18 protein-coding genes are annotated in these 22133 nt (G+C 41.1%); 15 read left to right on the forward strand and 3 right to left on the reverse strand.

Going from position 1 to position 22133, the window contains the following annotated elements:
* Positions 1-4: 4 nt before the first annotated feature.
* The 6 genes from FLL45_RS06370 to FLL45_RS06395 all read left to right on the forward strand — a co-directional run bounded on the left by FLL45_RS06370 (position 5) and on the right by FLL45_RS06395 (position 9526).
* Entirely contained in the window at positions 5-1444 is a 1440-nt protein-coding gene (locus tag FLL45_RS06370) for an undecaprenyl-phosphate glucose phosphotransferase (protein ID WP_142941199.1), read from the forward strand.
* Between the two features lie 22 nt (positions 1445-1466).
* Entirely contained in the window at positions 1467-2216 is a 750-nt protein-coding gene (locus FLL45_RS06375; RefSeq protein WP_185964356.1) for a WecB/TagA/CpsF family glycosyltransferase, read from the forward strand.
* Positions 2217-2260: 44 nt separating this feature from the next.
* The gene (locus tag FLL45_RS06380; RefSeq protein WP_142941201.1) at positions 2261-3208 is read left to right on the forward strand and encodes a GNAT family N-acetyltransferase; all 948 of its coding nucleotides are present in this window, start codon (positions 2261-2263) and stop codon (positions 3206-3208) included.
* Between the two features lie 29 nt (positions 3209-3237).
* On the forward strand, positions 3238-4260 hold the full coding sequence (locus tag FLL45_RS06385; RefSeq protein WP_142941202.1) for an acyltransferase family protein: 1023 nt from the start codon (positions 3238-3240) through the stop codon (positions 4258-4260).
* Positions 4261-4682: 422 nt separating this feature from the next.
* Positions 4683-7310 (forward strand): PKD domain-containing protein, encoded by a 2628-nt coding sequence (locus tag FLL45_RS06390; RefSeq protein WP_142941203.1) that lies wholly within the window; start codon positions 4683-4685, stop codon positions 7308-7310.
* A 251-nt stretch (positions 7311-7561) separates the two neighbouring features.
* Positions 7562-9526, forward strand: coding sequence for a hypothetical protein (locus tag FLL45_RS06395; RefSeq protein ID WP_142941204.1), 1965 nt, complete (start codon positions 7562-7564; stop codon positions 9524-9526).
* Positions 9527-9649: 123 nt separating this feature from the next.
* Here the strand turns inward: FLL45_RS06395 and FLL45_RS06400 are convergent, their stop codons facing one another.
* Positions 9650-11059: a hypothetical protein gene (locus tag FLL45_RS06400; protein WP_142941205.1), complete on the reverse strand. Its 1410-nt coding sequence runs from the start codon at positions 11057-11059 to the stop codon at positions 9650-9652.
* Between the two features lie 216 nt (positions 11060-11275).
* Between FLL45_RS06400 and FLL45_RS06405 the strand changes: the two genes are divergently transcribed.
* Both FLL45_RS06405 and FLL45_RS06410 read left to right on the forward strand, forming a co-directional pair.
* A complete protein-coding gene (locus tag FLL45_RS06405; protein ID WP_185964357.1) occupies positions 11276-12307 on the forward strand; it encodes a glycosyltransferase family 4 protein in 1032 nt (343 codons plus the stop codon).
* Between the two features lie 132 nt (positions 12308-12439).
* The gene (locus FLL45_RS06410) at positions 12440-13759 is read left to right on the forward strand and encodes an oligosaccharide flippase family protein (RefSeq protein ID WP_281282203.1); all 1320 of its coding nucleotides are present in this window, start codon (positions 12440-12442) and stop codon (positions 13757-13759) included.
* 32 nt (positions 13760-13791) lie between these two features.
* Here FLL45_RS06410 and FLL45_RS06415 read toward each other — a convergent pair whose 3' ends face one another.
* Complete coding sequence (locus tag FLL45_RS06415) at positions 13792-14742, reverse strand: glycosyltransferase family 2 protein (RefSeq protein WP_142941208.1); 951 nt, start codon at positions 14740-14742, stop codon at positions 13792-13794.
* A gap of 331 nt (positions 14743-15073) precedes the next feature.
* Here FLL45_RS06415 and FLL45_RS06420 point away from each other — a divergent pair, with 331 nt between their 5' ends.
* The 3 genes from FLL45_RS06420 to FLL45_RS06430 all read left to right on the forward strand — a co-directional run bounded on the left by FLL45_RS06420 (position 15074) and on the right by FLL45_RS06430 (position 18072).
* Positions 15074-16030, forward strand: coding sequence for a sulfotransferase family protein (locus tag FLL45_RS06420; RefSeq protein ID WP_142941209.1), 957 nt, complete (start codon positions 15074-15076; stop codon positions 16028-16030).
* 61 nt (positions 16031-16091) lie between these two features.
* The gene (locus FLL45_RS06425) at positions 16092-17087 is read left to right on the forward strand and encodes a glycosyltransferase family 2 protein (protein WP_142941210.1); all 996 of its coding nucleotides are present in this window, start codon (positions 16092-16094) and stop codon (positions 17085-17087) included.
* Positions 17080-18072 (forward strand): glycosyltransferase family 2 protein, encoded by a 993-nt coding sequence (locus tag FLL45_RS06430; RefSeq protein ID WP_142941211.1) that lies wholly within the window; start codon positions 17080-17082, stop codon positions 18070-18072. Before FLL45_RS06425 ends, FLL45_RS06430 begins: the two co-directional genes overlap by 8 nt.
* Positions 18073-18120: 48 nt before the next feature.
* On the opposite strand, the gene FLL45_RS06435 is transcribed toward FLL45_RS06430, so the two are convergent.
* Positions 18121-18759, reverse strand: coding sequence for a polysaccharide deacetylase family protein (locus FLL45_RS06435; RefSeq protein ID WP_142941212.1), 639 nt, complete (start codon positions 18757-18759; stop codon positions 18121-18123).
* A gap of 171 nt (positions 18760-18930) precedes the next feature.
* Between FLL45_RS06435 and FLL45_RS06440 the strand changes: the two genes are divergently transcribed.
* From FLL45_RS06440 to FLL45_RS06455, 4 genes are all read left to right on the forward strand, one after another.
* Positions 18931-19461, forward strand: coding sequence for a DUF6197 family protein (locus FLL45_RS06440; protein WP_142941213.1), 531 nt, complete (start codon positions 18931-18933; stop codon positions 19459-19461).
* A gap of 156 nt (positions 19462-19617) precedes the next feature.
* On the forward strand, positions 19618-19857 hold the full coding sequence (locus tag FLL45_RS06445; protein ID WP_142941214.1) for an acyl carrier protein: 240 nt from the start codon (positions 19618-19620) through the stop codon (positions 19855-19857).
* Positions 19858-19888: 31 nt separating this feature from the next.
* Positions 19889-21070, forward strand: a complete 1182-nt coding sequence (locus FLL45_RS06450) for an acyl-CoA dehydrogenase family protein (protein ID WP_142941215.1) — start codon at positions 19889-19891, stop codon at positions 21068-21070.
* A gap of 80 nt (positions 21071-21150) precedes the next feature.
* Complete coding sequence (locus FLL45_RS06455) at positions 21151-22128, forward strand: DUF1839 family protein (protein WP_142941216.1); 978 nt, start codon at positions 21151-21153, stop codon at positions 22126-22128.
* Positions 22129-22133 lie beyond the last annotated feature (5 nt).

Below are 22133 nucleotides of genomic sequence, written 5' to 3' on the forward strand. Positions count from 1 at the left end.
GGACATGGTAGTTAAAAAGTCAAACACATTTAAAACATCGGGGAATACATACTCGTTTATTCTTCGCTTGGTTGACCTTGGCGTAATGTTTGTTAGCTTGTATCTGGCGATGACCATATACAACGCTATTTTTACGGAAGATAGTTACCAAGTTACTTTTTCTCAAGATTATCAAGTGGCTTCGCTAGTTGTTGCGGTATTCTTCTTGTATACCGCTGAAATGCTTAACCTATACCGCTCATGGCGCGGTAGTCGTTTTTCGCAAATGATTTTCACTTCTTGGGCGTGTATCATTTTATCGTTTGTCGGTTTCTTGTTAACCGCATTTTTATTCAAGCAATCAGAAGACTTTTCGCGTGTCACCTTAGCTATTTGGGGAACAAGTGCAATGTTTTTGACTTTCTTTTGGCGAGCCATTTACTCTGGTTATCGGAGGTTAAAGTTAGAAGCTGGGCACAATCTGAAGAAAGTCGCTATTTTAGGCGTTAATCAGCTCGGATTGGATTTACATACGCAAATCAAAACCCAAAAAGATCTCGGTTTTAAGTTTATGGGATTTTATGATGATCGCGATTCCGAGCGCGTCATGGAAGAATATGGCAAGACGACTGAAGGGCGCATCGATGATGTCGTTACTATCGCGAAAAATGGCACTATCGATACCTTGTTTATCGTGTTACCGCTAAAGGCCGAAGCGCGCATTGCAGAAATCCTCGCGTTGCTTGGCGATACAACGGTAGACGTTCACCTTGTTCCTGATTTCTTGTTAGCCAACTTAGTCCATTCTCGGATTAATCATGTCGGTGATATGGATACTTTGAGTGTTTTTGAGTCGCCTTATTACGGCGCCAAAGTCTGGGTTAAGAGAACTGAAGATATTTTTATTTCATTTGGTATTCTGTTGATGATCGCGATACCGATGTTACTTATTTCACTTGCGGTTAAAATAACCTCCCGAGGTCCGGTCTTTTTCAAGCAGCCACGGTATGGTCTAGATGGCGAAGAAATTTTAGTTTGGAAATTTCGCTCGATGAAGGTGAGTAACGAGAATGCTCGCGAAAAGGTTGTTCAAGCGCAAAAAAATGATAGTCGCCTGACACCTATCGGCGGATTTTTAAGGAAAACATCCCTTGACGAGTTGCCGCAGTTTTTTAATGTATTAGCTGGCAGTATGTCTATCGTTGGTCCGAGACCGCACGCAGTTTCTCATAATGAAGAGTATCGACAAAAAGTTTCTTTTTATATGTTACGTCACAAAGTTAAACCAGGCATTACTGGCTGGGCACAAATTAATGGTTGGCGAGGGGAGACTGATACGCTTGAGAAAATGGAAAAGCGTGTGCAATACGATTTAGAATACATAAAGAATTGGTCCTTGTGGTTGGATATTCGAATTATCTTTATGACGGTCTTTAAAGGGTTTGTCGGCAAAAATGCTTACTAGTAAAAGTCAGGAAGAGATTGATTTGAATACATCAAACCAAATAGCGACATTAGAAACCAAACTGATGCAAATTCATAATGTTACCATGGATGAAGCATTAGACAGTGTTAGGCAACTCAGTACTTCTCAAGCGCTAGAAACGGTTGTAACACCAAACATTGATCATATGGCAAGGTTGTCTCAAAAAGATGTTAGCCCGCAATTCTTGCAGGTTTATCAAGAAGCTTCTTTATGTTTATGTGATAGCAAAATTTTAGACAAACTCATGCGTATGAAAGGTATGCGCGTACAAGAGGTTATTACTGGCAGTACCCTGACAGCAAATCTTTTTGAAAAAGTGCTCAATAAGCAAGACGTAATCATGATTGTTGGTGGCAGTGAGGCGGTTATCGAGCAATTAAGGCTTAAATACCCCGATCTTGTAATTAAGCATTACAATCCGCCGATGGGATTTATCGATAAACCAGATGAAGTAGAAAAGGCTATTTCGGTAATTGAAGAGTCTAATGCTAATTTTTTCTTTTTGGCTGTCGGTTCACCAAGACAAGAAATCTTGGCTAAGAAGTTACAAGAGCGAGGAAACACCAAAGGCGTCGCTTTATGCATCGGTGCCTCGATTTTATTTTTAGTTGGTGAAGAAAAACGGGCGCCGGTTTGGGTACAAAAAATTAGTATGGAATGGTTTTATCGAATGATGCAAGATCCAAAGCGACTTGCATCTCGATATGGAAAAAATTTCCTCAATTTACCTTTAATATATCGTAATATTTAGCGGTGCTATTTCACTCGTAAAACGAATTTATATAAGAACAGTTAATGACTTTAGATAATCAAGCAAATACTTGGGTCGAGAAACCACTTTACTACAATTGTAGGTTTGGTGAGATCCCAGTTTTTAGTAAGGTTTATCAAGGTCTGCAAAACTCTCCCAATATATTTGAGAACAACGAAGATTGGTCGGTCGAGTTACCACGTGAAAAAGCTCACGTGTGCCAACGGTTATCGGTACCGACCAATGAGAATTTAAAGCCTTCCATTGGTTTTGAGGGCGGATATATAAAGCATGTTATTCAGGTATATAAACATTACTTTGTGGAAACAACGGGTAGTTTTGAGACATACTGTGAGCGCTACAAAGGTAAGTCTCGAAATAGCTTAAATCGGAAGATAAAGAAAGTTATCAATTCCAATAAAGAACGAGAAGCTTTTCGTATTTTTAGTAAGCCTGAAGAAGTTGATGATTTCTTAAATACCGCCAAAGCGGTTTCTCAACATTCTTATCAGGAAAAGCTTTTTGGACGTGTTTTGTCAACGAAAGATGCATTTTCAGAGTGGGTGAAAGAGCAAGCTCAATTAGGATTTTTTAGAGGATATATTCTTTATGCTGAGGATCAGCCTATTGCTTATAACTTATGCCCTATTTATGGGGATGGCATTCTTTTTTATGATTGGACTGGCTATGATCCAAAATATTCGAAATATTCGCCCGGCACGGTTCTTCAATACAAAATTATCGAAAATGCTTTCAATGATGAAGAGATAAATTATTACGACTTATGCACAGGTGAGGGTCGCCATAAAGCGTTTTTTATGACGGGATATAAAGATTGTTTTGACGTTTATTACTTTCCCTTTTCGATTAAAAACTTTTTCATTGTTAGTAGCCGTTTTGTTATTGAACGGGTTGGTAAAGCTGTCTCTTTTGTACTTAAAAAGTTAGGGTTGATTGATAAAATTAAAAAAATCATTCGGCGCAGTAAATAGTTAAGTCAAACGAATAAAAGAAAATAAATATGTTATTGTCGGTTCAATATCTTAGAGGAATAGCTGCTTCTTTAGTTGTCTTCCATCATACTTTGGTTCAATTAGAGCGTCATGGCAGCGGAGCATTTAAAGTTGACACCAATGTTGGTGAGGCTGGCGTCGATATCTTTTTTGTGATCAGTGGTTTCATCATGACTTACATTGCCGGTCAAAAAACGTTGACGCCAATGAAGTTCTGGCGTGACCGCGTTATCCGCATTGTACCGCTTTATTGGTTCTACACCGGTTTAATGGTAGCAATCGCTTTTTTTCTCCCGAGTGTATTAAAAACAGCGGTTTTTGATATTCCTCATGCCATTAAGTCGTTTCTGTTTATACCGACCTTCCATCCCAAAATGGACACCATGGTTTGGCCGGTCTTGGTACAAGGTTGGACATTAAACTATGAGATGTTCTTTTACCTGATTTTTGGTTTGATGTTATTACTGAGTAGCGCAAGCCAACGGCTGTGGGGACTGGTCACTATTTTTGCTCTATTAATCGCGCTTGGACTAGCGATTCAACCGAGTAACCCTTTAGCTGCAACTTATACCAATTCACTGTTAGCAGAGTTCATTGCAGGGGCGATACTCGGACATCTCTATAACCAAAATAGGTTTCCAAGTGGTCGTTCGGGTTGGTTGTTCCTAATCTTAGGCGTTGGTTTCTTCCTTTTGGCTGTTGTTATGCCTGGTTGGGGTGGTAAACGAGCTATAGAATGGGGAATTCCGAGTACTTTGCTATTGATTGGCGCGGTGGCAGTTGAACGAAATGGCAAAATTTCGGAAAACAAGCTCTTAAAATATGTGGGTGATTCTTCCTACTCTCTATATCTGGTACATACCTTTGTATTGGGCGTTGTGGGCTTTATCTGGGGTAAGATTACTTTTCAGCATTATCTCTTCGATGTACTTGCGGTGATACTCGCGATAGTCGCGTGTTTAATTGCCGGCCTCATTTCTTTTTATTGGATAGAAAAACCAATCATTCGTTTTTTCAAAAAGCGCGCATAGCGCGCTAAATTCAATTCCTGTTACCGACCACAAGATGTTTTTGAGATAAATTATTAGCGTCGGCAATAAAAATAAGAATGGTTATGCGCCTTCGACGCGATAGCCCAGGTTTATTTTGAGATAGTCGAAAACCTATCTCATTTCAAAGCATTACAAGCAACACGCTATTTTATCTAACAGGTTGTTTTTTATGTAATAATTCACTAAAAATAGCGCGTTAAACTCACTATAATTTCCTTCAATAAACATCTCTATAAATGATAATTTTGCTTAAAATACTCGAGACTGAATTCGGTTCTCATTGCTTTTGTGGGATCGGTCACACTTTGGAGTATGAGGGGGTTAAGTATTCTAAAGATTACCGATACAAACACCAGAAGTGTTGACCACTTGCATCTTTGTTAATTTTTTTGGTGATCCTAATGACATGTAAACCGACTCAGTTTTTATCTCAATCTTCAATGACGGTACTATTGGTGCCAGCGTTGGTATTCCTAAGTGCCTGCGGTGGTGGCGGAGCTGACGAGGGTAATGCCCAGTCGCCGGATACTATTGTGGAGCAGCCAACCACGCCGCCATCGTCTGAAAATCCACCACCAGCGCCTACCCCTAACGCAGCACCGGAGATAACGCTGATCGCCCCGACAAGTGGAAGCGACTTTATTCAGGGCGCTGAAATTAGTTTTGAAGCGACAGCCAGTGACCAAGAAGATGGAGATTTAAGTGCAAATATACAGTGGTCATCAAACCTAGATGGAAACATGGGTACCGGTGGTGTACTTGCAAGAGCGCTTTCGCTAGGTGAGCATTCAATTACTGCTTCAATCGTAGATTCTGAGAATGAGTCGGCTCAGATCACATTGAATTTATCGGTTTTTAGACCCAATAGCGCACCAGAAATTACAATTACCGCACCGACAGACATCAATTCGGTTGAGAGTGATACAGCGGTAACCTTCGCGGCAACAGCAACTGACGAAGAAGACGGTGATTTAAGTGGTTCGATTCAGTGGTCATCAAACATAGATGGTGTGATTGGAACAGGCGCATCGATTAACTCGACGCTAACTGTTGGTAATCACCAAATTACCGCAAGTGTCAGCGACAGTGCCGCTGAAAACGTTCAAACCAGTTTAAACGTTGAAGTGACAGAGCCTGTGCTACCTCCTAGCCAAGGTTCCGATAGAATCGAGATTGAAGTATACGTTTCGCGAACTCAGTGTATCGCGCCCTGTGGTGTGATGTTTGATGCGACGGATACCACTTCATTAGATTTCACTGAGTCTTTTCATGAACTTCAATTCCATTGGGATTTTAATGACCAAAACGCCAGCTTCGAAAATCGTCCTGAAGTAGAAGCGAACCAGAGTATTTCTCCTATTGCAGGACACGTGTTTAAAAATGCGGGTACTTACGATGTCTTGCTTACCGTATCTGATACTAACGGCGAAGTTGCGACTCAGGTAGTGCGAGTCATTGTAGATAATCCAGAGACAGCTTTCGCAGAGCTTACTTACTGTGTTTCAAACACCAACGATTTTGCGAGTTGCCCATCAAGTGATTCTGAGTTCCACTTGAACTCTTTTGAAGAAGCGGCATCAATTCTCAGCACCATTAGAAACTTTCAAAATCAGCGCCCAGCACGAGTATTATTCAGAGCCGGTGAAACTTTCACGACCGGTCTGAACCGTGTCGGTATCAGTGGTTTGTCTGCTCAGCTATTGATAAGCTCATACGGCAATGGTGAGAAGCCGGTCATTGCGGTTAATGAAGCGACAACAGCGGGTGAACTTTTCTACTTGTCGAGCAACAATGGATTCACCGTGTCTAATTTGTATTTCCGCGGTAATTATGACCCTGTAACGGGTTTGGGTAATCACCCTAATGGATTCTTTATTTGGGCACAGTCACAGAATTACTTGTTTTACCAAAATAAATTTTCAGGCCTGGGCTTGAACATTTATCCAAATGGTTATGACAACACCAAGCACCAGATGATTGTTGATAACCATATTACGGATTGGCAAGATTACGCAATATTAGGTAACTTCGGTTATTTGAGCACAGTATTGGCAAATCACATTAAACAGAATCCTAATGCTGTAAGCGGTGGTGAAGGTAAGTGCGGAGATTGCGTACCTAACTATGCCGATCATGGTCCATTACGTACCGCAGAGCCTGATCATTTATTAGTGCAGTTCAACGATATGTTTAACAATGCTGGGTGGTCTACAGCAGGTTTAGCGCATCAACCGAACATCAGACTTGGTACCAACGGAGAAGTGATTGATTCAATTGTTTCGGATAACCGATTAAATGGTGGCTTTAATACACTAGAAATGGTTCCAGCTAACAATGGGCCTGGCTCATCGGCGGTACGTGGAAAAGTGATTATTGAGAGAAATACGTTTACTGCATCTGAGAATACTACTTCATTTATTAATTCATCATTGGGTGGCGTAGTGATTCGAAATAACGTCTTCTTTAAGCCAAACAATGGCGGACCTTCGATTGGTACAGGTACATTTAAGTCTGCAATTTGGTTTGCTTCTTCGAATACAACAGCGGAAAACTTGACTCATACTAACTGGATTTACAATAACACTTTAAATTCAGAGGCTTTGACATCTTCACCCAACTTAGCGTTCTTGGAAGTGAGTAATAACTTCACTCAATTTGCGGTATACAACAACTTAGCCAATATGCCTCATGTTCAAGGTGGTCAAGATGCAGGCTTGATAAGCTGGAAACACTCTGGCGCTAAGACAGGATTAGTCGAAGACAATAATCTATTGTACGCACCGAACACAACTAACTACATTTACGATAATGGTTCTCAGACTGACTTGGATACGTGGCAAGCAAGTGGTAACGCAGCGAACAGTATGGTGGCATCGCCAGAGCTTGATACCAACTCTGAATTTGGTGAAGAGTTGACTTTGAGCAGTCCTGCTATTAATGCCGGAACTGCCATATCGGGATTGTTCACTGACTATCAATCATCGAGCCGAGAAACTACGGTAGATATAGGTGCTCACGAAAAAGAGTAAATATTACCTTCAGTAAAACACAAACCCAACGTCCAGGCGTTGGGTTTTTTATTGCCATTAGGGGCAATATCTCATATCATTTTTGTTTGTATGGGTGAAAATTAACCCGTCGCTGCAAAAAGCAGTGAATAGTGGAATCCTCTCAGATACAGGAAGTAGATTAAAGAGTTTAAGCATTAGCTTTCTTGCGATTTACCTTGAGTCAGTCTGTGGCAATCGATTTGTGATTTTTTACAAATCAGGGTGGTAAGATGATGAAAATTAAGCTGAAAATTGTTCTGATACTTTTGCTTGGCGTTGGACTCATTGCCTGTGGCAGCGTGATAGTACATCACGAAATCAAAGAGATGCGGATAAGCGAAGATTTAAATGCGGCGTTAAAAGTGTCTCGCCGAGAATGTATCGCTCCTTGTGGCGTTATGTTTGATGCCTCAAAATTCGAACTTGAGGGTTATGCTTCTCCTTTTTATGAATTGGAATATCACTGGAACTTCGGCGATGACGGTGCAAAATTCGTCAATAGACCAGGGGTAGACGCCAATAAGAGTTTATCACCCATTGCGAGTCATGTGTTTGATAGTGCTGGAATGTACAGAGTTGAGCTGCAGATCAGCGATCGAGGCGATACGATTGTTACCGAGCGCATTTCCATTCGAGTTAGAGAAGCGAATAACGCCTATCGATCTCTCACCTATTGTGTCTCTGTCAATGAAGACTTTGAAGACTGTCCCGGTAAAAACCATTTAAATTCGTTTGCGGAAGCTAAAGAGGTCTTACAAACACTGAGAAACTTTCAAGATCGAAGGCCTGCTCGGGTTTTATTTCGAGCAGGAGAAGAGTTCACCACCACGCTTGATAGAGTTTCAATCAGTGGCTTGTCGGCAAATTTATTGATTTCTAGTTATGGTAAGGGTGAGAAACCGATTATTAAGGTTAATCGAAAAGCCACTGCCGCCCAGCTATTCTATTTGTCTGATTTTAACGGCGTGACCGTTAGCAACCTCCATTTCAAAGGAAACTATAATCCCGTTACTGGTCACGGCAACCACCCCGATGGATTCTTTTTTTGGACTAATTCGAAGAACTCGTTGCTCTATCGCAATAAGTTTTCGGGCTTGGGGTTAAATATCTATCCGCATGGACATGGGGAAAGTAAGTATCAAATGATTGTCGATAACGAGATTTTCGACTGGCAGGATTACGCAGTATTGGGAAATTTTGGTTATCTAAGCGCGGTAGTTGGAAATCGAATAAGGCAGAATCCCAATGCGCGGAGTGGTAAGGAAGGTAAGTGCCAAAACTGCGTACCAAATTTTCCCGATCATGGTGGCATCAGAACAGCATTACCTGACCACCTTTTAATTCAACACAATGACTTTTTCAATAACGCAGGATGGTCAACGGGTGGTTTGGCTCACCAACCAAATGTCAGAATTGGTACCAACGGTAACATCGTTGAATCGGTGATAGCGGACAATCTATTCGAAGGAGGTTTTGCTGCGCTTGAAATGATACCAGCTAATAATGGACCAAACCTTGCGGCGAAAAAGGGCGAACTTATTGTCGAACGAAACAAGTTTACTGCAACTAACAACACAATGACGTTTATTAATACTTCTTTGGCGGGGTTAGTAATTCGTAATAATATTTTTCACAAGCCCGATAATGGCGCGCCGCCCATCGGGACTCGTACATTTAAAAGTGTAATTTGGTTTAACGCGGCCAATACTACCGATGAAAACCTTACTCACGACAATTTTATTTATAACAACACTTTTTTAAGTGAAGCCAAGCAGTCTGCACCAAATGTCGCCTTTTTAGAGGTAGCTAATAAGTTTAGTAGATTCACCTTGCGTAATAATGTGATTAGTATGCCCTATGTAAACGATGCGAATAGGTCCGGATTGGTAAGTGTTAATTACCTGAATGATAATTTACAAATAGATTCCAGTAATAATATTTTGCATGCTCCCCAACTAGGTCAGTTTTATTCGCTAAACGATAAACTCTTAAATCTAACCGAATTACAGGCTTCCGGTAAGGAAACAAATAGTCAGGATATTCAGGATGGGTTTGAGATAGACTTAAATGGTGATATTTTAGTTGGCGTTCAACTCATAAAAAGCAAAGGTGCTTTAGTGAACGGACTAAATAATGACCGAAATGGGAAATCCCGAGAGGACCTTGTTGATCTTGGGGCTTATCAACTAGATTAAACTGTTCAGTTAACGTATCGCTAATCCATCTTCACAATTTTTATTGGCACTCATTATAAGGATTTATTGTAGGTACTTGTCGTAGCTACTTGTTTTAGCTGTTTGGTGCTTAACCCCAAGTTTCTATTGCGTTGCAGACTTTCCAAACCCTTCGTTTTGCTTACCATGAAAAGCCTCTTGAAAGGCCGCGTGCTTGGAATTTTCCCGGGCTGATTTGTCCAGTAGCTGGTAAGAGACACCCAGTAGAGAGCCAATAATAAACCAGATATAGCCTGATATTGAGGCGTTAGGTATTTGATCAACCATTAATAAGCCTACCATTATGACGAGGCTATACATCAGTCTTTTGTCACCCTTTGACTCTAAAGTTTCGGCGGCTTTTATCCCTTTAAGCACCGCAATCGACATCAGCCCAAAAATACAAATAAAGCCAACAATTCCCTTTATACCCAGAGTAATAATCCAAAAGCCATCTGTAACAGAGTCATGGAGCCGGTTTCTTGCCCAGCCCCCCCAGCCAAAATAATACTTCTTCTGCGCATGAGCAAGGAGCGCTAATTCATTATCGAATCTAACTTGGAGTGATTGACCTCTTTCCTCATTAAACTCATAAACTTCGTCTAAGATTTCTTCATGCGGGAATAAATGAGAAATCGATAAGGAAGGATATAGGATAACGATTACCACTAAGACTTGTGCGGCTCGTTTGATCAAGTTGAGTGGCGAGAGAACGATTAGTAAGAAAAAAGTGATAGCAAGAATATAAGCGCCGAGAGTTTTACAGAATGCGAGCGTCACGGCCAGGTAAACTACCGCAAAAAATAGTGGTACGCCTTGCACTTTAATCTTTGCTTTCCACAATGAAATAGTTGCATAGAGGCCGACTGCAATAAATGTCGCAACCCACAGACCATGACCCATAAAAACGAATGGTCTGAATCCACCCATGCGAATATTCTGTACCCAGCCAGGGGGAATAAAGCCATAGAAAATCCGATTAAGTTGCGGACTCATTCGCGCTTCATACAAGACGAATAGGGAATACACGAGTCCAGCGTACATTAGAAGCTTCATCAATTGCTTAACATCATCTTGGGTTTTGACTAATTGCAAACCGATAATAAGTGGGATCAAAACGATATACTGGGCAAGCGCGAAGGAGATACCATCTTTAAAACTTAAGCCTTGTATCCACCATTTGCCATTATACATTGCCTCAGTATTTGTCATCACAGTGAAAAATGGTAAAACGCAAAGAATAATTGTTATTAAGCGAGGTATACCTTTAGGTGGAATCAAAGAAATATCTAATTTTTTAATCACGATACAGCCGAATAATGCACAGACTGATGCGATTGAGCCCTTGTCAAGCGGGGGTATCAAAGGAAAGTCGTAGACTATTTTTACGGGCAAAAACATATGGCCAGCGACAATGGTCCAAAATGCCGCTTGCAATGGTTGTAGTCTTTTAAACAGTATTATTGTGATCACTGGCCATAAAATGAGGACCATGTGCGCAAGGATGTTTGGCATTGACTTCCCGTTCAATTGTCAAAGAAGTCACTATTTTACATTCGCTTGTGCCAAATTAACAAATGGAATGACTATTTCTCTCGCTATGATAGAATTCGCATCGGGGAAATAAGTGCTTTAATCCCATTTAAAGTGCGCTTAGCATCGAGCCAACACGAATTTTAATCCACTGCTCAGAGTATGATGCTTGGTAAATCATATGGAAATTACATAACGATGAAATTAGGAACTATTTATTACCTTATTCCTGATATTTTTCAGCGAAAATTTAACTTACGCGAGTTTTATAGGCATTTAAAGCGAGGCGAGGGAAGCTCTTACCTTCACCAGTGCAAACATGTAAACAAACGCGCAATCGGTGGGATCAAAGTATTTTACCAGCACTGTAAACAGCTTACCGAACTCGGTTTCGATGCAGTGCCGCTTGCTATGGGTAATTTCGATGGCAATCTTTATTATCCTGAAATTGACTCGAAGCATATTTCTGAAGTCGGATTTAACCTCAACGAAAATGATGTCGTGGTTGCGACTGAGTTTAGTCCATACGATGCGATTCAATTCAATCATTGTAAGAAAGTTATGTTTGCGCAGAGTTGGATCTACTTAAAACCACGATTTAAGCCAGAAGATCAAGACAAGTCCTATCGTCAACTCGGCTATGATTATGTAATCTCTTGTGGCGAGTATATTTCAAGAACGATCCGCGGATTGCATAATGAAGAATGCGTTACCGTGAGCAATGGAATTGACGGTAGTGTTTTTTATCCTGATGAAAAATTACGAGAGCCGAACCGGGTGATGTGTATGCCGCGAAAAAATCGCGACGACATAGAAACAATTAAATCGATTGTCAGTAGACAGTGCTCGAACGTAACCTTTGTCGATGTAGATGGTGTCCCTGAAGCTGAGATTGCTCTCGCTTATCGTAAATCCGACATCTTGCTCTCAACTGGCTATCCAGAGGGGCTGCCTCTACCACCGTTAGAAGCAATGTGTAGTGGAAGCGTCGTCGTTGGTTTTGCCGGTCGTGGTGGGCGACAATACATGATCGATGGGAAAACTGCTTTGGTGGCGGAAGATGGTGATTGTATCAGCGCAGCGGAAGCGTTAGTCAAAGTACTCAATGATCGAGACTTAAAAGAATTGTTGCGTAAAAACGCGCAAAACGAAATGCAGCAGTATACGCTTAAAGCAATGCAGCAGCGTGTCGGCCAATTCTTCAAACAAGTTGAAGCTGACCTTAATTAATCGATACGTAGCTTAAAGATTAATATTTTGTGTTAACAGTAGCGATTGATATAGGGACGAAGGAGAAAGATAATTAATAATATAGCAGTCAAAGGATGGCGTGGACTTCTCGAAAAAATTCAAAATAATCGAATTTTCAAAGCGAGCTCTTGGGTGTTAATTGGTTACGTTGTTTCGCAAGTATTGCGCTTGGGTAGCAACTTAATCATGACGCGTCTGTTGGTGCCTGAAATGTTTGGCATCATGGCTTTATGTCAGACTTTCCTTTATATATTAGCGATGATTTCTGATGTGGGAATTGGACCCAATATTATTCGAAGTAAACGAGGCGAGGAGTCAGAGTTTTTAAATACGGCTTGGACACTGCAAATACTTCGTGGCGCTTTTATCTGTTTATTAGTGGTATTGGCCGCATTAGGAATCGGCTATGCACAAACAAATCAAATGATCGGTGAAACATCGGCATTCAGTGAACCGCAACTACCGATTATCTTGGCAGTAATGTCATTAACAGCCTTCATATCCGGATTTAAGTCGACTAATTTAATCCTAGCTAACCGAAACATTCAGCTGACTCGCTTAACAATTCTCGAGCTAATCAGTCAATTATTTGGCTTAGTAGTAATGATTGCTTGGGCATTTATCGCCAAAAGTATTTGGGCACTTGTTGCTGGGGCACTGGTTTCTGCAGTTTCATTAGTATTACTTTCGCATTTTGCATTTCCTGGCGTAGCTAATAAATTTAAGCTGGAACGTGCCGCAGTGTCAGAAATTATTAACTATGGGAAATGGATTCTTTTGACCAGTATTGTCACTGCGATGTTGAATCAGGGTGATCGACTTATTCTCGGCAGTTTAGTTGATGCGACTACATTGGGGATTTACTCAATAGCGCTTTTCTTATCAACTTCACTTTTACAAGCATTTATGAAGCTTAATGGTATGGTCTTTTTTCCATTACTTAGTGAAGTGGCTAGAGAAAGAGAAAACGAGTTAGCGGAAGTTTACTATAAAATTCGCCGAACTACTGATGCTGCGGCAATTTCTATGGCTGGATTTTTGTTTGCATTTGGCGAAACGCTGATTAACTTTTTATATGACGACCGATACCAGGCTGCTGGACCAATGTTGCAAATATTAGCGTTGGCTCTGATGTTAACCAGTCCCAGTATCTCTAGTGCGATCTATTTTGCGATAGGTAAACCGAAATATGTGACCATTATGGTAACGATCGAGTCAATTGTTAAACTTACTTTGCTACCGACATTGTACGTAATAGGTGGCATGAATTTGGCAGTTTGGGCTGTTGCTTTATTTACTATCAGTATTATCCCCATCGATTTCTACTATAAGCATAAACTTGGAATTTTGAATCTCTTTAAGGAGTTTAGAATGCTCCCTTGTTTTGCTTTAGGTTACTTACTTGGCTGGCTGATTTCGTTTTTATTTTAATTCACCTTTCGAGTTTCTGTTGTTTGATATTGTTAATTATTAGGTTTCAAAATTAAAGCAAAAACGCTTTTTAGCTGCGATAAATCTGAAGGGTTTTTAAAGTAACTTTTTACGCCATACCAGACTGCTGTTAAATACTTGCCATCTTTTTTTAGGCGCCATGCATTGCCCATAAAAATATTCGATAGGTGCACATTGATAGAGTTCTCTGAATCTTTTGCGCTCGGGATCTCGGGCGGATTATTTTCTTGAAGATCGTCGGCCCCTCTTTGAGCCCTTTGTTGAATAAATAAGTGAGCTGTTTCTTCAAAGAAAATTCGTTGATTGCTTGGTTGTGAGTGAGTGATAGAGCTTGAATGGAGTCGATAATAAAAAGTTGTTCCAGGCTCAAACCAGATTCGACATTTTTCCGCCAGACGAAATTGAAAGTCAAGATCAGAAGCCGTTACAAACCACTTTCGATAAGGGAGTTCTTTTGCTAGGTCGCTGCGAATAAGGTAAGAACAATGAGAAATAGATGTACTTCCTGAGCGAATTTTTTGAGTGACTTCAGAAGCTTGTGGTCGCTCGGATTTTGCTGGTAATACTTTACCTTCAGGTGTCAGCATTTGTAGCTCGCCACAAATTGCACCGAACTCTTGGTTGTTGTCGAGAAAACTGACTTGTTTGGATATCCTAGTGTTAGTAATCAAATCATCACCATCACTATGCATGATATAATCACCATGCGCCCAAGCGACCCCTGAGTTTACGCCATCAGTATATCCGGAACCTTGATTTTTAATTACATGAATTCGAGAGTCGTCAATTTTTCCGATAATCTCTAAAGTATCGTCGGTACAGCCATCATCCACGCACACAATTTCAAAGTCTTTGAAGTCAGAGGATAAAACCGATTGTATTGCATCAAAAATGAATTTTCCGACGTTTTTGATAGGCATGATTACTGAGACGCGCGGAGTCCCTTTCTCAGATTCGCTCATTTCTTTTCCTTGTAAGCTTCAGTGTCACAGTGGTTTAACTTTCAGAGGCTAGCATTTTAGCAATAATTAGATTGAAAAGTTAGCTGTTATTCAGGTAGTTTTTTGAACTATGTCCAATTATTTCACTTATTCTGGAATATAAAGTTTTACTAATATAAAGATGAGTTTTTAAAACTCAAAATGGAAGTGAAAAACGTATCTGCCTCAATTCGCAATATTCTTTATTACCGGACAAAGTACTTTTTTTTGTTTTCAGATTTGTGACATAATAGGCGACTTAAGCCATAAATGAGGCGAACAAGGACAGATAAAAGGGACACAAGGGAAGTCAATGCAAAAAGATAATCAAACTATAATTCAAAATCCGTTTTTCATGGTTGGTGCAGTCCGTTCAGGGACGACCCTGCTGCGTTTGATGTTGGATTACCATCCCAAAATAGCCTTTGCTCCTGAGTTTGAATATGCCGTCAGTGAAGTCAGTGATGAAGGCGTATTTCCAGAAATGACGGAGTATCATCGATACTTAGATGAAAATGCCGTATTCAAACGGTGTAATTTTAGTGTTGACCCTTTTCTTAGTTACAAAGATTTAGTCGATGATTTTCTGCACCAAAAGATAAAACCGGGTGTTGAGATTGTGGGTGCTACAGTACACGAACATTTTGATCGCTGTTTACATATTTGGCCGAATGCAAAATTTATCCACATCATTCGCGACCCAAGAGATGTTGCGAGAAGCGCTATTGCTATGGGGTGGTGTGGGAATGTCTGGGTAGGCTCGGAAATATGGGTAGAGACTGAGCGTTTGTGGGGAGAGTTTGCTAAAACGTTAAGTCCTGAACAGTATATTGAAATCAAATATGAGGATTTAATTGCTGACCATGAGTCTGTACTATCACGAATCTGCGAGTTTATGGGTACGGAGTACGATGCCGGTATGATGGATTATGTAAAAGATACCACCTACGACGTTCCAGACCCATCGAGAGTATACCCTTGGCGAAAAAAATTAGATGAATTAGGGGTTCAACAAGTTGAAAGTCAGTGCGGCGAATTAATTGAGCAACGCGGCTATGAATTAAGCGGGTTACCTCTGAAAACTTTTACTGCCAGGCAAGCTCAAGACTTTGTTAAAGACAGTGACAGAAAGAAACGCCAATTTCGAATAAACCGATACGGTTTCTGGCTATTATCCTTTGCAAAACTCACTAAGATGTTAAAAATTAGCTGGATGAACGATTACTTTCAAAACAAAATTGATCACGTTTCCAGTCAGTATATTAAATAGCAACTAGGATCAGAGGCATCGGCCTCAACACAGTTGAGACATACACATTGAAGTAAAACCTATGAAAGTTGCCATTTCTATTGTTAATTACAAAACACCGCAATTGGTCGTGGACTGTCTCGACAGTGTGTTGCAAGAAATGCAACGTCTTGATGGCATAGAAGTGTTCTTGGTGGACAATCTATCGCAAGACGATTCTGTGGAGACTTTTCGTCAATATATTGAGCAAAACCATTGTCACAATAAGATTCATTTGATCGAAGCAGATAGGAACGGTGGTTTTTCCTACGGAAACAATTTGGCGATAAAAAGTGCCATGTCTCATAAAAGCCAACCTGATTTTATTTACCTACTTAACCCTGACACTATCTTGCACAAAGAGGGGATCGTAAATTTAGTTCATTTTATGGAAGCTAACCCTAAGGTAGGAATAGCCGGTGGAAGTCTTGTCGGCCCGGACGGAGAAGAGCAGGGAGCTCCTCGGCGCTTTCCAAGTATTCTGAGTGAACTTGAAACCAGTGCCAGGTTAGGAGCTATTTCAAAAGCGTTGGATAAACATGTTGTTCCACTGCCATTAAGTGAAAAGCCCTTTGAATGTGATTGGGTTTCTGGTGCGTCAATGATGATACGCCGACAAGTTGTTGAATCGATTGGCTGCATGGATGAAGGTTACTTCCTTTATTTCGAGGAGGTTGACTACTGCTTTCAAGCGAAATCAGCTGGTTTTCAAATTTGGTATGTTCCTGATTCAGTAATTACCCATATTGAGGGAGCGGCAACCGGAGTCAATCAACGTAAACGCCGGGGAAAGTATTGGTATGACTCGAGAAGGCGATATTTTGTTGTTAACTACGGTATTTTCCATTTGCTCGGTGCTGACTTACTGTGGGCAATTGGTCGGCTCAGTTTTAATTTAAGACGAGTTTTAAGGTTGGGTAAGAGTTTTGATAGTGCTGAAAGCGACCCCACTTGGTTTGCTTGGGACCTGTTAGTTGGTGACTTAAAAGCAGTATTGTCTGGTAAGGTTTTTGGCGAGAGAAAAAGAGCAAATGGATAAGCCAAATTTTAATCATTTAGGCATAGTGGTTATCGGACGTAACGAGGGAGAGCGGTTACGTAGATGCCTTGAGTCGGTTATCAATTCTGGCGCAACTATCGTTTATGTTGATTCGGGATCGAGCGATGGAAGTATAGAGCTCGCTAAAAACCTTGGTGTAGGTGCTATCGCACTAGACGATTCTAAACCTTTCTCTGCAGCTCGGGCTCGCAACGAGGGTGTTGAGTACTTAGTTAGTCTCGATCAGGGTATCGAATTTGTCCAATTTATTGATGGTGACTGTGAACTGTTCCCTCGATGGCTTGAACTAGGCATTAATTATTTAATGGATAATGACGAAACTGTCATAGTGTGTGGTTATTTACATGAGCGATACCCCGAAGCTTCTATTTACAATCGCTTCTGTGATTTAGAGTGGGATACCTATGTTGGCGATCTGCACTCATGCGGCGGAATCTTTATGGTGAGACTTAATGCGTTTTCTGCTGTTGGTGGGTTTAATGGTGCGGTTATCGCAGGAGAAGAGCCAGAGCTTTGTAAACGGTTACGTGCGAATGGTGGCAAAGTGGTCCGGGTTGCGGTAGACATGGCTTATCATGATTCAGCAATGTTGCACTTTTCGCAGTGGTGGAAACGGGGAGTGCGCAATGGTTATGGCGGAATGGAAATTTTGTTTAAGTACAAAGTTGGCGGCTCGATAAAATCGGCTTTGAGCATTGGCATCTGGGGGGGGTTATTGCCAGCTTCCATCATAGCGAGTTGGCTTTTATCCAGTGGCTGGATTTTATTAGTTAATTTGATTTATCCATTGAAAGCATTTCAAATTGCCCGGCGAATGTCACATTTAGCTGAGAAGCGAGCGGGAGACCCATGGATTTACTCTTTAAGCTGCATGACGGGTAAGTTTCCAGAAGCATTTGGGCAAATTAAGTACTTTATCTCAGCGTTACTTAAGAAGCCTTCTGGTGTGATTTCTCACAAATAGTAGTGAATTGTTAAACGAATCGCTGCGAAGGGGATAACGTCAATGAGTTTAGCGCCATTGTTCGACGGCGTTGGATAAGTTGTAGCCCTTAGCTTGCATTTGCGGCGCGACAATATCGACCAGTTTGGGGATTTCACCAAATGTATCATGACTCAGGACGATCGCCGAATCGTGAATTTTTTGGATAAAATTTTCAGCGAGCTTGTCAGCTGGCGCTCTAAGCAGGTAGCTGTACTCACCGGTATCAAGTGACCATTTGAAGATAGCGTGTTTTGTTTTTCTGGCTGCTAGGAGTAAAGCGGGGGTGACGATTCCACAGGGTGGGCGAAACAGGGTGGTTGTAAAACCGGTTTGCTCGAAAATCATTTGTTTACACTGATTGATTTCATCGACGATTTCCTGGTAAGAAAGTTCCGAACAGGGGGTGTGCGAGTGGCCATGATTGCCTAGAATATGACCTCTATCGAGAACTTCATTAAGCAGTTCAGGTGCTTTGTGGATGTTGGCACTGGGTACAAAAAAAACCGCCTTGGCGTTATATTTATCAAGTACATCAAGAATCTCCGGTGTGATTCCTGGTTTGGGACCATCGTCAAAAGTAAATAATATTGAGTTTTTTACGCCGAGTTTATGGCGGATAACTGACGAAGGTACGATCTTTTTTAGTACTGTTCCGACTGCCCCCATTGGCTGGCCCTCTGCGTATCGTTGGTCAATTTATTAGTTTATAACGCTAGCTGTGTTGTACCTGAATAGCTCAAAATTTCTAAGAAATTGACTTCAAAGTGTGCAAATTACAGCTAAAATATCTCACGAACCTATGTTAAACATAGTAGTGAGCAAACTCAAGGTGAATCAATGAAAGCAACGACCGCTTATTTGATCATACAATTAGGCATTTTATATCTGTTAGTATTTGGAATACCTGCATCTTCGGAGTGGTTATGGGGCTATGCTGTGCTGGCATCGCTCGGGGCAGTGTTTTTATATTGGCCCCACTTTCGTTACTTGGTTTCAGCAAAACCCCATTGGTTGAGCGACGAAAATCCTGTCAATGCCGAGGATATTAAAGTGCTCGAACGAGCATTAAAATTGCTCGAAGCACCCGAAAACTGGGACCAAAACGATGATCGGCACTGTTTAATTTGGGAGAAAAAAAGTCTCTTCTGCGCCATCGCTTTGGCGCAAAAAGAAGTAATAGGCCACTATTCCCATCGAAGTATTCCCGCACAAGAAGTACGCTTCACGATTGAACGAAACTATCCCAAGCGTTGGGACAAACATCCCATCATGGATTTTAACAACCATCAAGCGACAACATTTGATGAAATACAGAATGTACTGAGTGACACGATTCAACGACTGGAACAACGTCTCAAAGGTGCCTAAATCTTTGTATAAGTTGATGTATATCAATTACTTAAGTTGTAATAAAGTTGTTCTATGAATCGTGTTAATTATACTCTACAATAGACCGGTTGGTGAGAGCCAACAATTAAAAGGAAACGAATTCTCTGACAATACGGATATAGAACAAATCGCCCTATGAATACAGAACAAATAAGAGCAATTTTGGCCGAACACGGCCGTTTAACGACTCCTGTAGAAGACTTAGAAGACACCAGTGATCTCTATCACTCGGGGCTAACCTCATTGGCCACGGTGGGTTTAATGCTAGCGTTAGAAGACGAGTTTGATATTGAGTTTCCTGATTCAGCGCTAAGTCGTAAAACTTTTACTAGCATAGAGTCGATCGCGGAAGTCATCGAAGAGCTAGTGGAGTAATTTATTTTTAAGACTAGAAGGATTTAGAACAATGCATCAGTCAATTCAGCAAACCGATTTTGATGCTTTAATGGAGCAAGTCCACAAAATCGGCAAAGAAGTAATCGCAGTTAACGCTGACGATGTTGATAAACAGGCACGTTTTCCCAAAGAAAGCATTGAAGCCATAAAATCACTTAAATTAATGAGCGCTTATGTGCCAGCCAGTATGGGTGGCATGGGACTTAGTGTTGGGCAAGTCGCAAAAGTTTGCGAAGCGCTAGGCCACTATTGCGGGTCAACAGCAATGATCTACGCAATGCATAAAATCCAAGTCGCTTGTCTAACACACCACTATCATGACTCGCCTTATCTTATTGATTACATAAGTAAACTGGTTAATGAGCAGCGTTTAATCGCTTCTGCAACAACAGAAATTGGCATTGGTGGTGATTTACGTTCAAGCATATGTGCAGTCGAAGTAGACGGCGACAGTTTTACCTTAACCAAAAAAGCGCCGGTTATTTCCTATGCCCTTGATGCCGACGATATTCTGGTGACTGCCAGAAGGCAGGCTGATTCTGCAGCTAGCGACCAAGTTCAGGTTATGTTCCACAAGGGCCAGTTTGAACTAGAGCCAATATCGGGTTGGGATACGCTTGGCTTTAGAGGGACTTGTAGCTCTGGTTTTGTTATTTCTGGAAAAGGAAGTATTGGTCAAATTTTCCCAGAAAATTTCGGCGAAATTTTGAGTGAGTCGATGCATCCATTTGCGCATATTGTCTGGGCTTCACTTTGGAGTGGAATTGCCGCAGACGCAGTCAATAAGGCTCGTAAATTTATTCGCAATCAAGCTAAGAAAAATATTAATGCGCCACCAATTTCTGCAATTAGATTGGGCGAGGTAGATTCTGTTTTGCAAAATATGCGTAACAATATTGCAGTCGCAGAGCAGGAGTATTCCGACATGCTAACGGCTGGCGATAAAAACGCGTTTAGTAATTTCGGGTTTGGCATTCGAATAAACAACTTAAAAACCAGCAGTGCGCAACTCATCGTTGATATTGTCGGTAAAGCTATGTTGATTTGCGGTATTGCCAGCTATCGAAATGATTCACCGATGAGCTTGTCTCGTCATATTCGCGACGCATATGGTGCGGCGTTGATGGTTAACAATGATCGTATCATGTTACACAACTCAACTCTTTTGTTGATGCATCGCGAAGAACATTAGCATTTGCTGACAATAATTCCGCCGATTAAGCCTAAGGAAAAGGCAGACGGATAACGAGGAAATCGGAATTAAAAAGAATTATGAAGCACAAGATTCTTAATCTTTCGCCTGATTCGTATCAGGCGAATTTTATTCATACTCAAGAGCGTGATTGGGCTGAAACCAATTGTTATGTCGACATTTGGATAGAACTTCTGCACGCGCTGAAAAAAGACCCTAGAGCCGCTCTCTCATATACCCTTGCAATTGATTTTGAAGGCGATCAATGGACTTTCTTCAAATTTCCATTAAATGATCTAAAAGATCTATATGGATTGGATGTTCAAGAACTGGCCGTTTGGCGTCCAGTGGTTGATCATGTTGAAGAGCAGGTTGCATTGGGACGCCCGGTACTGGTTGAGTTGGACTCTTTCTTCCTGCCAGATACCGTCGGGATGGCATATCAACTAGCGCATGTTAAATCGACTGTTGCTGTAACTGCGATAGATAAACAAGAAAAGCGTTTAGGATATTTTCATGGCCAAAGTTACTATGAGTTGTCCGGTGATGATTTTGATAAGGTATTTCATTTAGATCGAGATTATGACGACGCGATACTGCCGCCCTATGTTGAAATCGTAAAGATAAGAAAAGGTTATGAGCCGAGCGATTCGAAAATGCTTGAAATAGTCAAACAGCAATTGATAGGTCAGTTAAATTGGCTTCCTCTCCAAAACCCATTTACTGAATATCAAAAGCGTTTACAGGCGGATCTCGATTGGCTAATGTCTGAAGACATGCAGATGTTTCATGACTATTCTTTTGCGACCTTACGGCAGCTCGGTGCATGTTACGAATTGAGCACCCATTTTATTGATTGGCTGATTGAAAATGGCGAGACTTCGTTGGACGGAATACGTGCGGAATTTAAATCAATCTCAGAGCTTGCAAAAGTCTATCAGTTTCAATTAGCACGAGCGATGAGTCGTAAGAAGCAACTTGATTTATCAACCATAGAAAAAATGGCTGAACACTGGGACAAAGCAATGTCCGGTTTAAAAGCGAAGTATTTACAATAAACCAG

Origin of the sequence: Aliikangiella marina (genome assembly GCF_007004765.1) — a bacterium.
In the GTDB taxonomy this organism is placed as follows: Bacteria; Pseudomonadota; Gammaproteobacteria; order Enterobacterales; family Kangiellaceae; genus Aliikangiella; species Aliikangiella marina.

Bases quoted from the DNA above. Each gene is read 5' to 3' on its own strand.
- FLL45_RS06415 (WP_142941208.1), bottom strand. From the start codon at position 14,742: ATGAGCGAATCTGAGAAAGGGACTCCGCGCGTCTCAGTAATCATGCCT.
- FLL45_RS06390 (WP_142941203.1), top strand. From the start codon at position 4,683: ATGACATGTAAACCGACTCAGTTTTTATCTCAATCTTCAATGACGGTA.
- FLL45_RS06455 (WP_142941216.1), top strand. From the start codon at position 21,151: ATGAAGCACAAGATTCTTAATCTTTCGCCTGATTCGTATCAGGCGAAT.
- FLL45_RS06425 (WP_142941210.1), top strand. From the start codon at position 16,092: ATGAAAGTTGCCATTTCTATTGTTAATTACAAAACACCGCAATTGGTC.
- FLL45_RS06405 (WP_185964357.1), top strand. From the start codon at position 11,276: ATGAAATTAGGAACTATTTATTACCTTATTCCTGATATTTTTCAGCGA.
- FLL45_RS06400 (WP_142941205.1), bottom strand. From the start codon at position 11,059: ATGCCAAACATCCTTGCGCACATGGTCCTCATTTTATGGCCAGTGATC.
- FLL45_RS06385 (WP_142941202.1), top strand. From the start codon at position 3,238: ATGTTATTGTCGGTTCAATATCTTAGAGGAATAGCTGCTTCTTTAGTT.
- FLL45_RS06435 (WP_142941212.1), bottom strand. From the start codon at position 18,759: ATGGGGGCAGTCGGAACAGTACTAAAAAAGATCGTACCTTCGTCAGTT.
- FLL45_RS06450 (WP_142941215.1), top strand. From the start codon at position 19,889: ATGCATCAGTCAATTCAGCAAACCGATTTTGATGCTTTAATGGAGCAA.
- FLL45_RS06370 (WP_142941199.1), top strand. From the start codon at position 5: ATGGTAGTTAAAAAGTCAAACACATTTAAAACATCGGGGAATACATAC.
- FLL45_RS06420 (WP_142941209.1), top strand. From the start codon at position 15,074: ATGCAAAAAGATAATCAAACTATAATTCAAAATCCGTTTTTCATGGTT.
- FLL45_RS06445 (WP_142941214.1), top strand. From the start codon at position 19,618: ATGAATACAGAACAAATAAGAGCAATTTTGGCCGAACACGGCCGTTTA.
- FLL45_RS06395 (WP_142941204.1), top strand. From the start codon at position 7,562: ATGATGAAAATTAAGCTGAAAATTGTTCTGATACTTTTGCTTGGCGTT.
- FLL45_RS06440 (WP_142941213.1), top strand. From the start codon at position 18,931: ATGAAAGCAACGACCGCTTATTTGATCATACAATTAGGCATTTTATAT.
- FLL45_RS06430 (WP_142941211.1), top strand. From the start codon at position 17,080: ATGGATAAGCCAAATTTTAATCATTTAGGCATAGTGGTTATCGGACGT.
- FLL45_RS06380 (WP_142941201.1), top strand. From the start codon at position 2,261: ATGACTTTAGATAATCAAGCAAATACTTGGGTCGAGAAACCACTTTAC.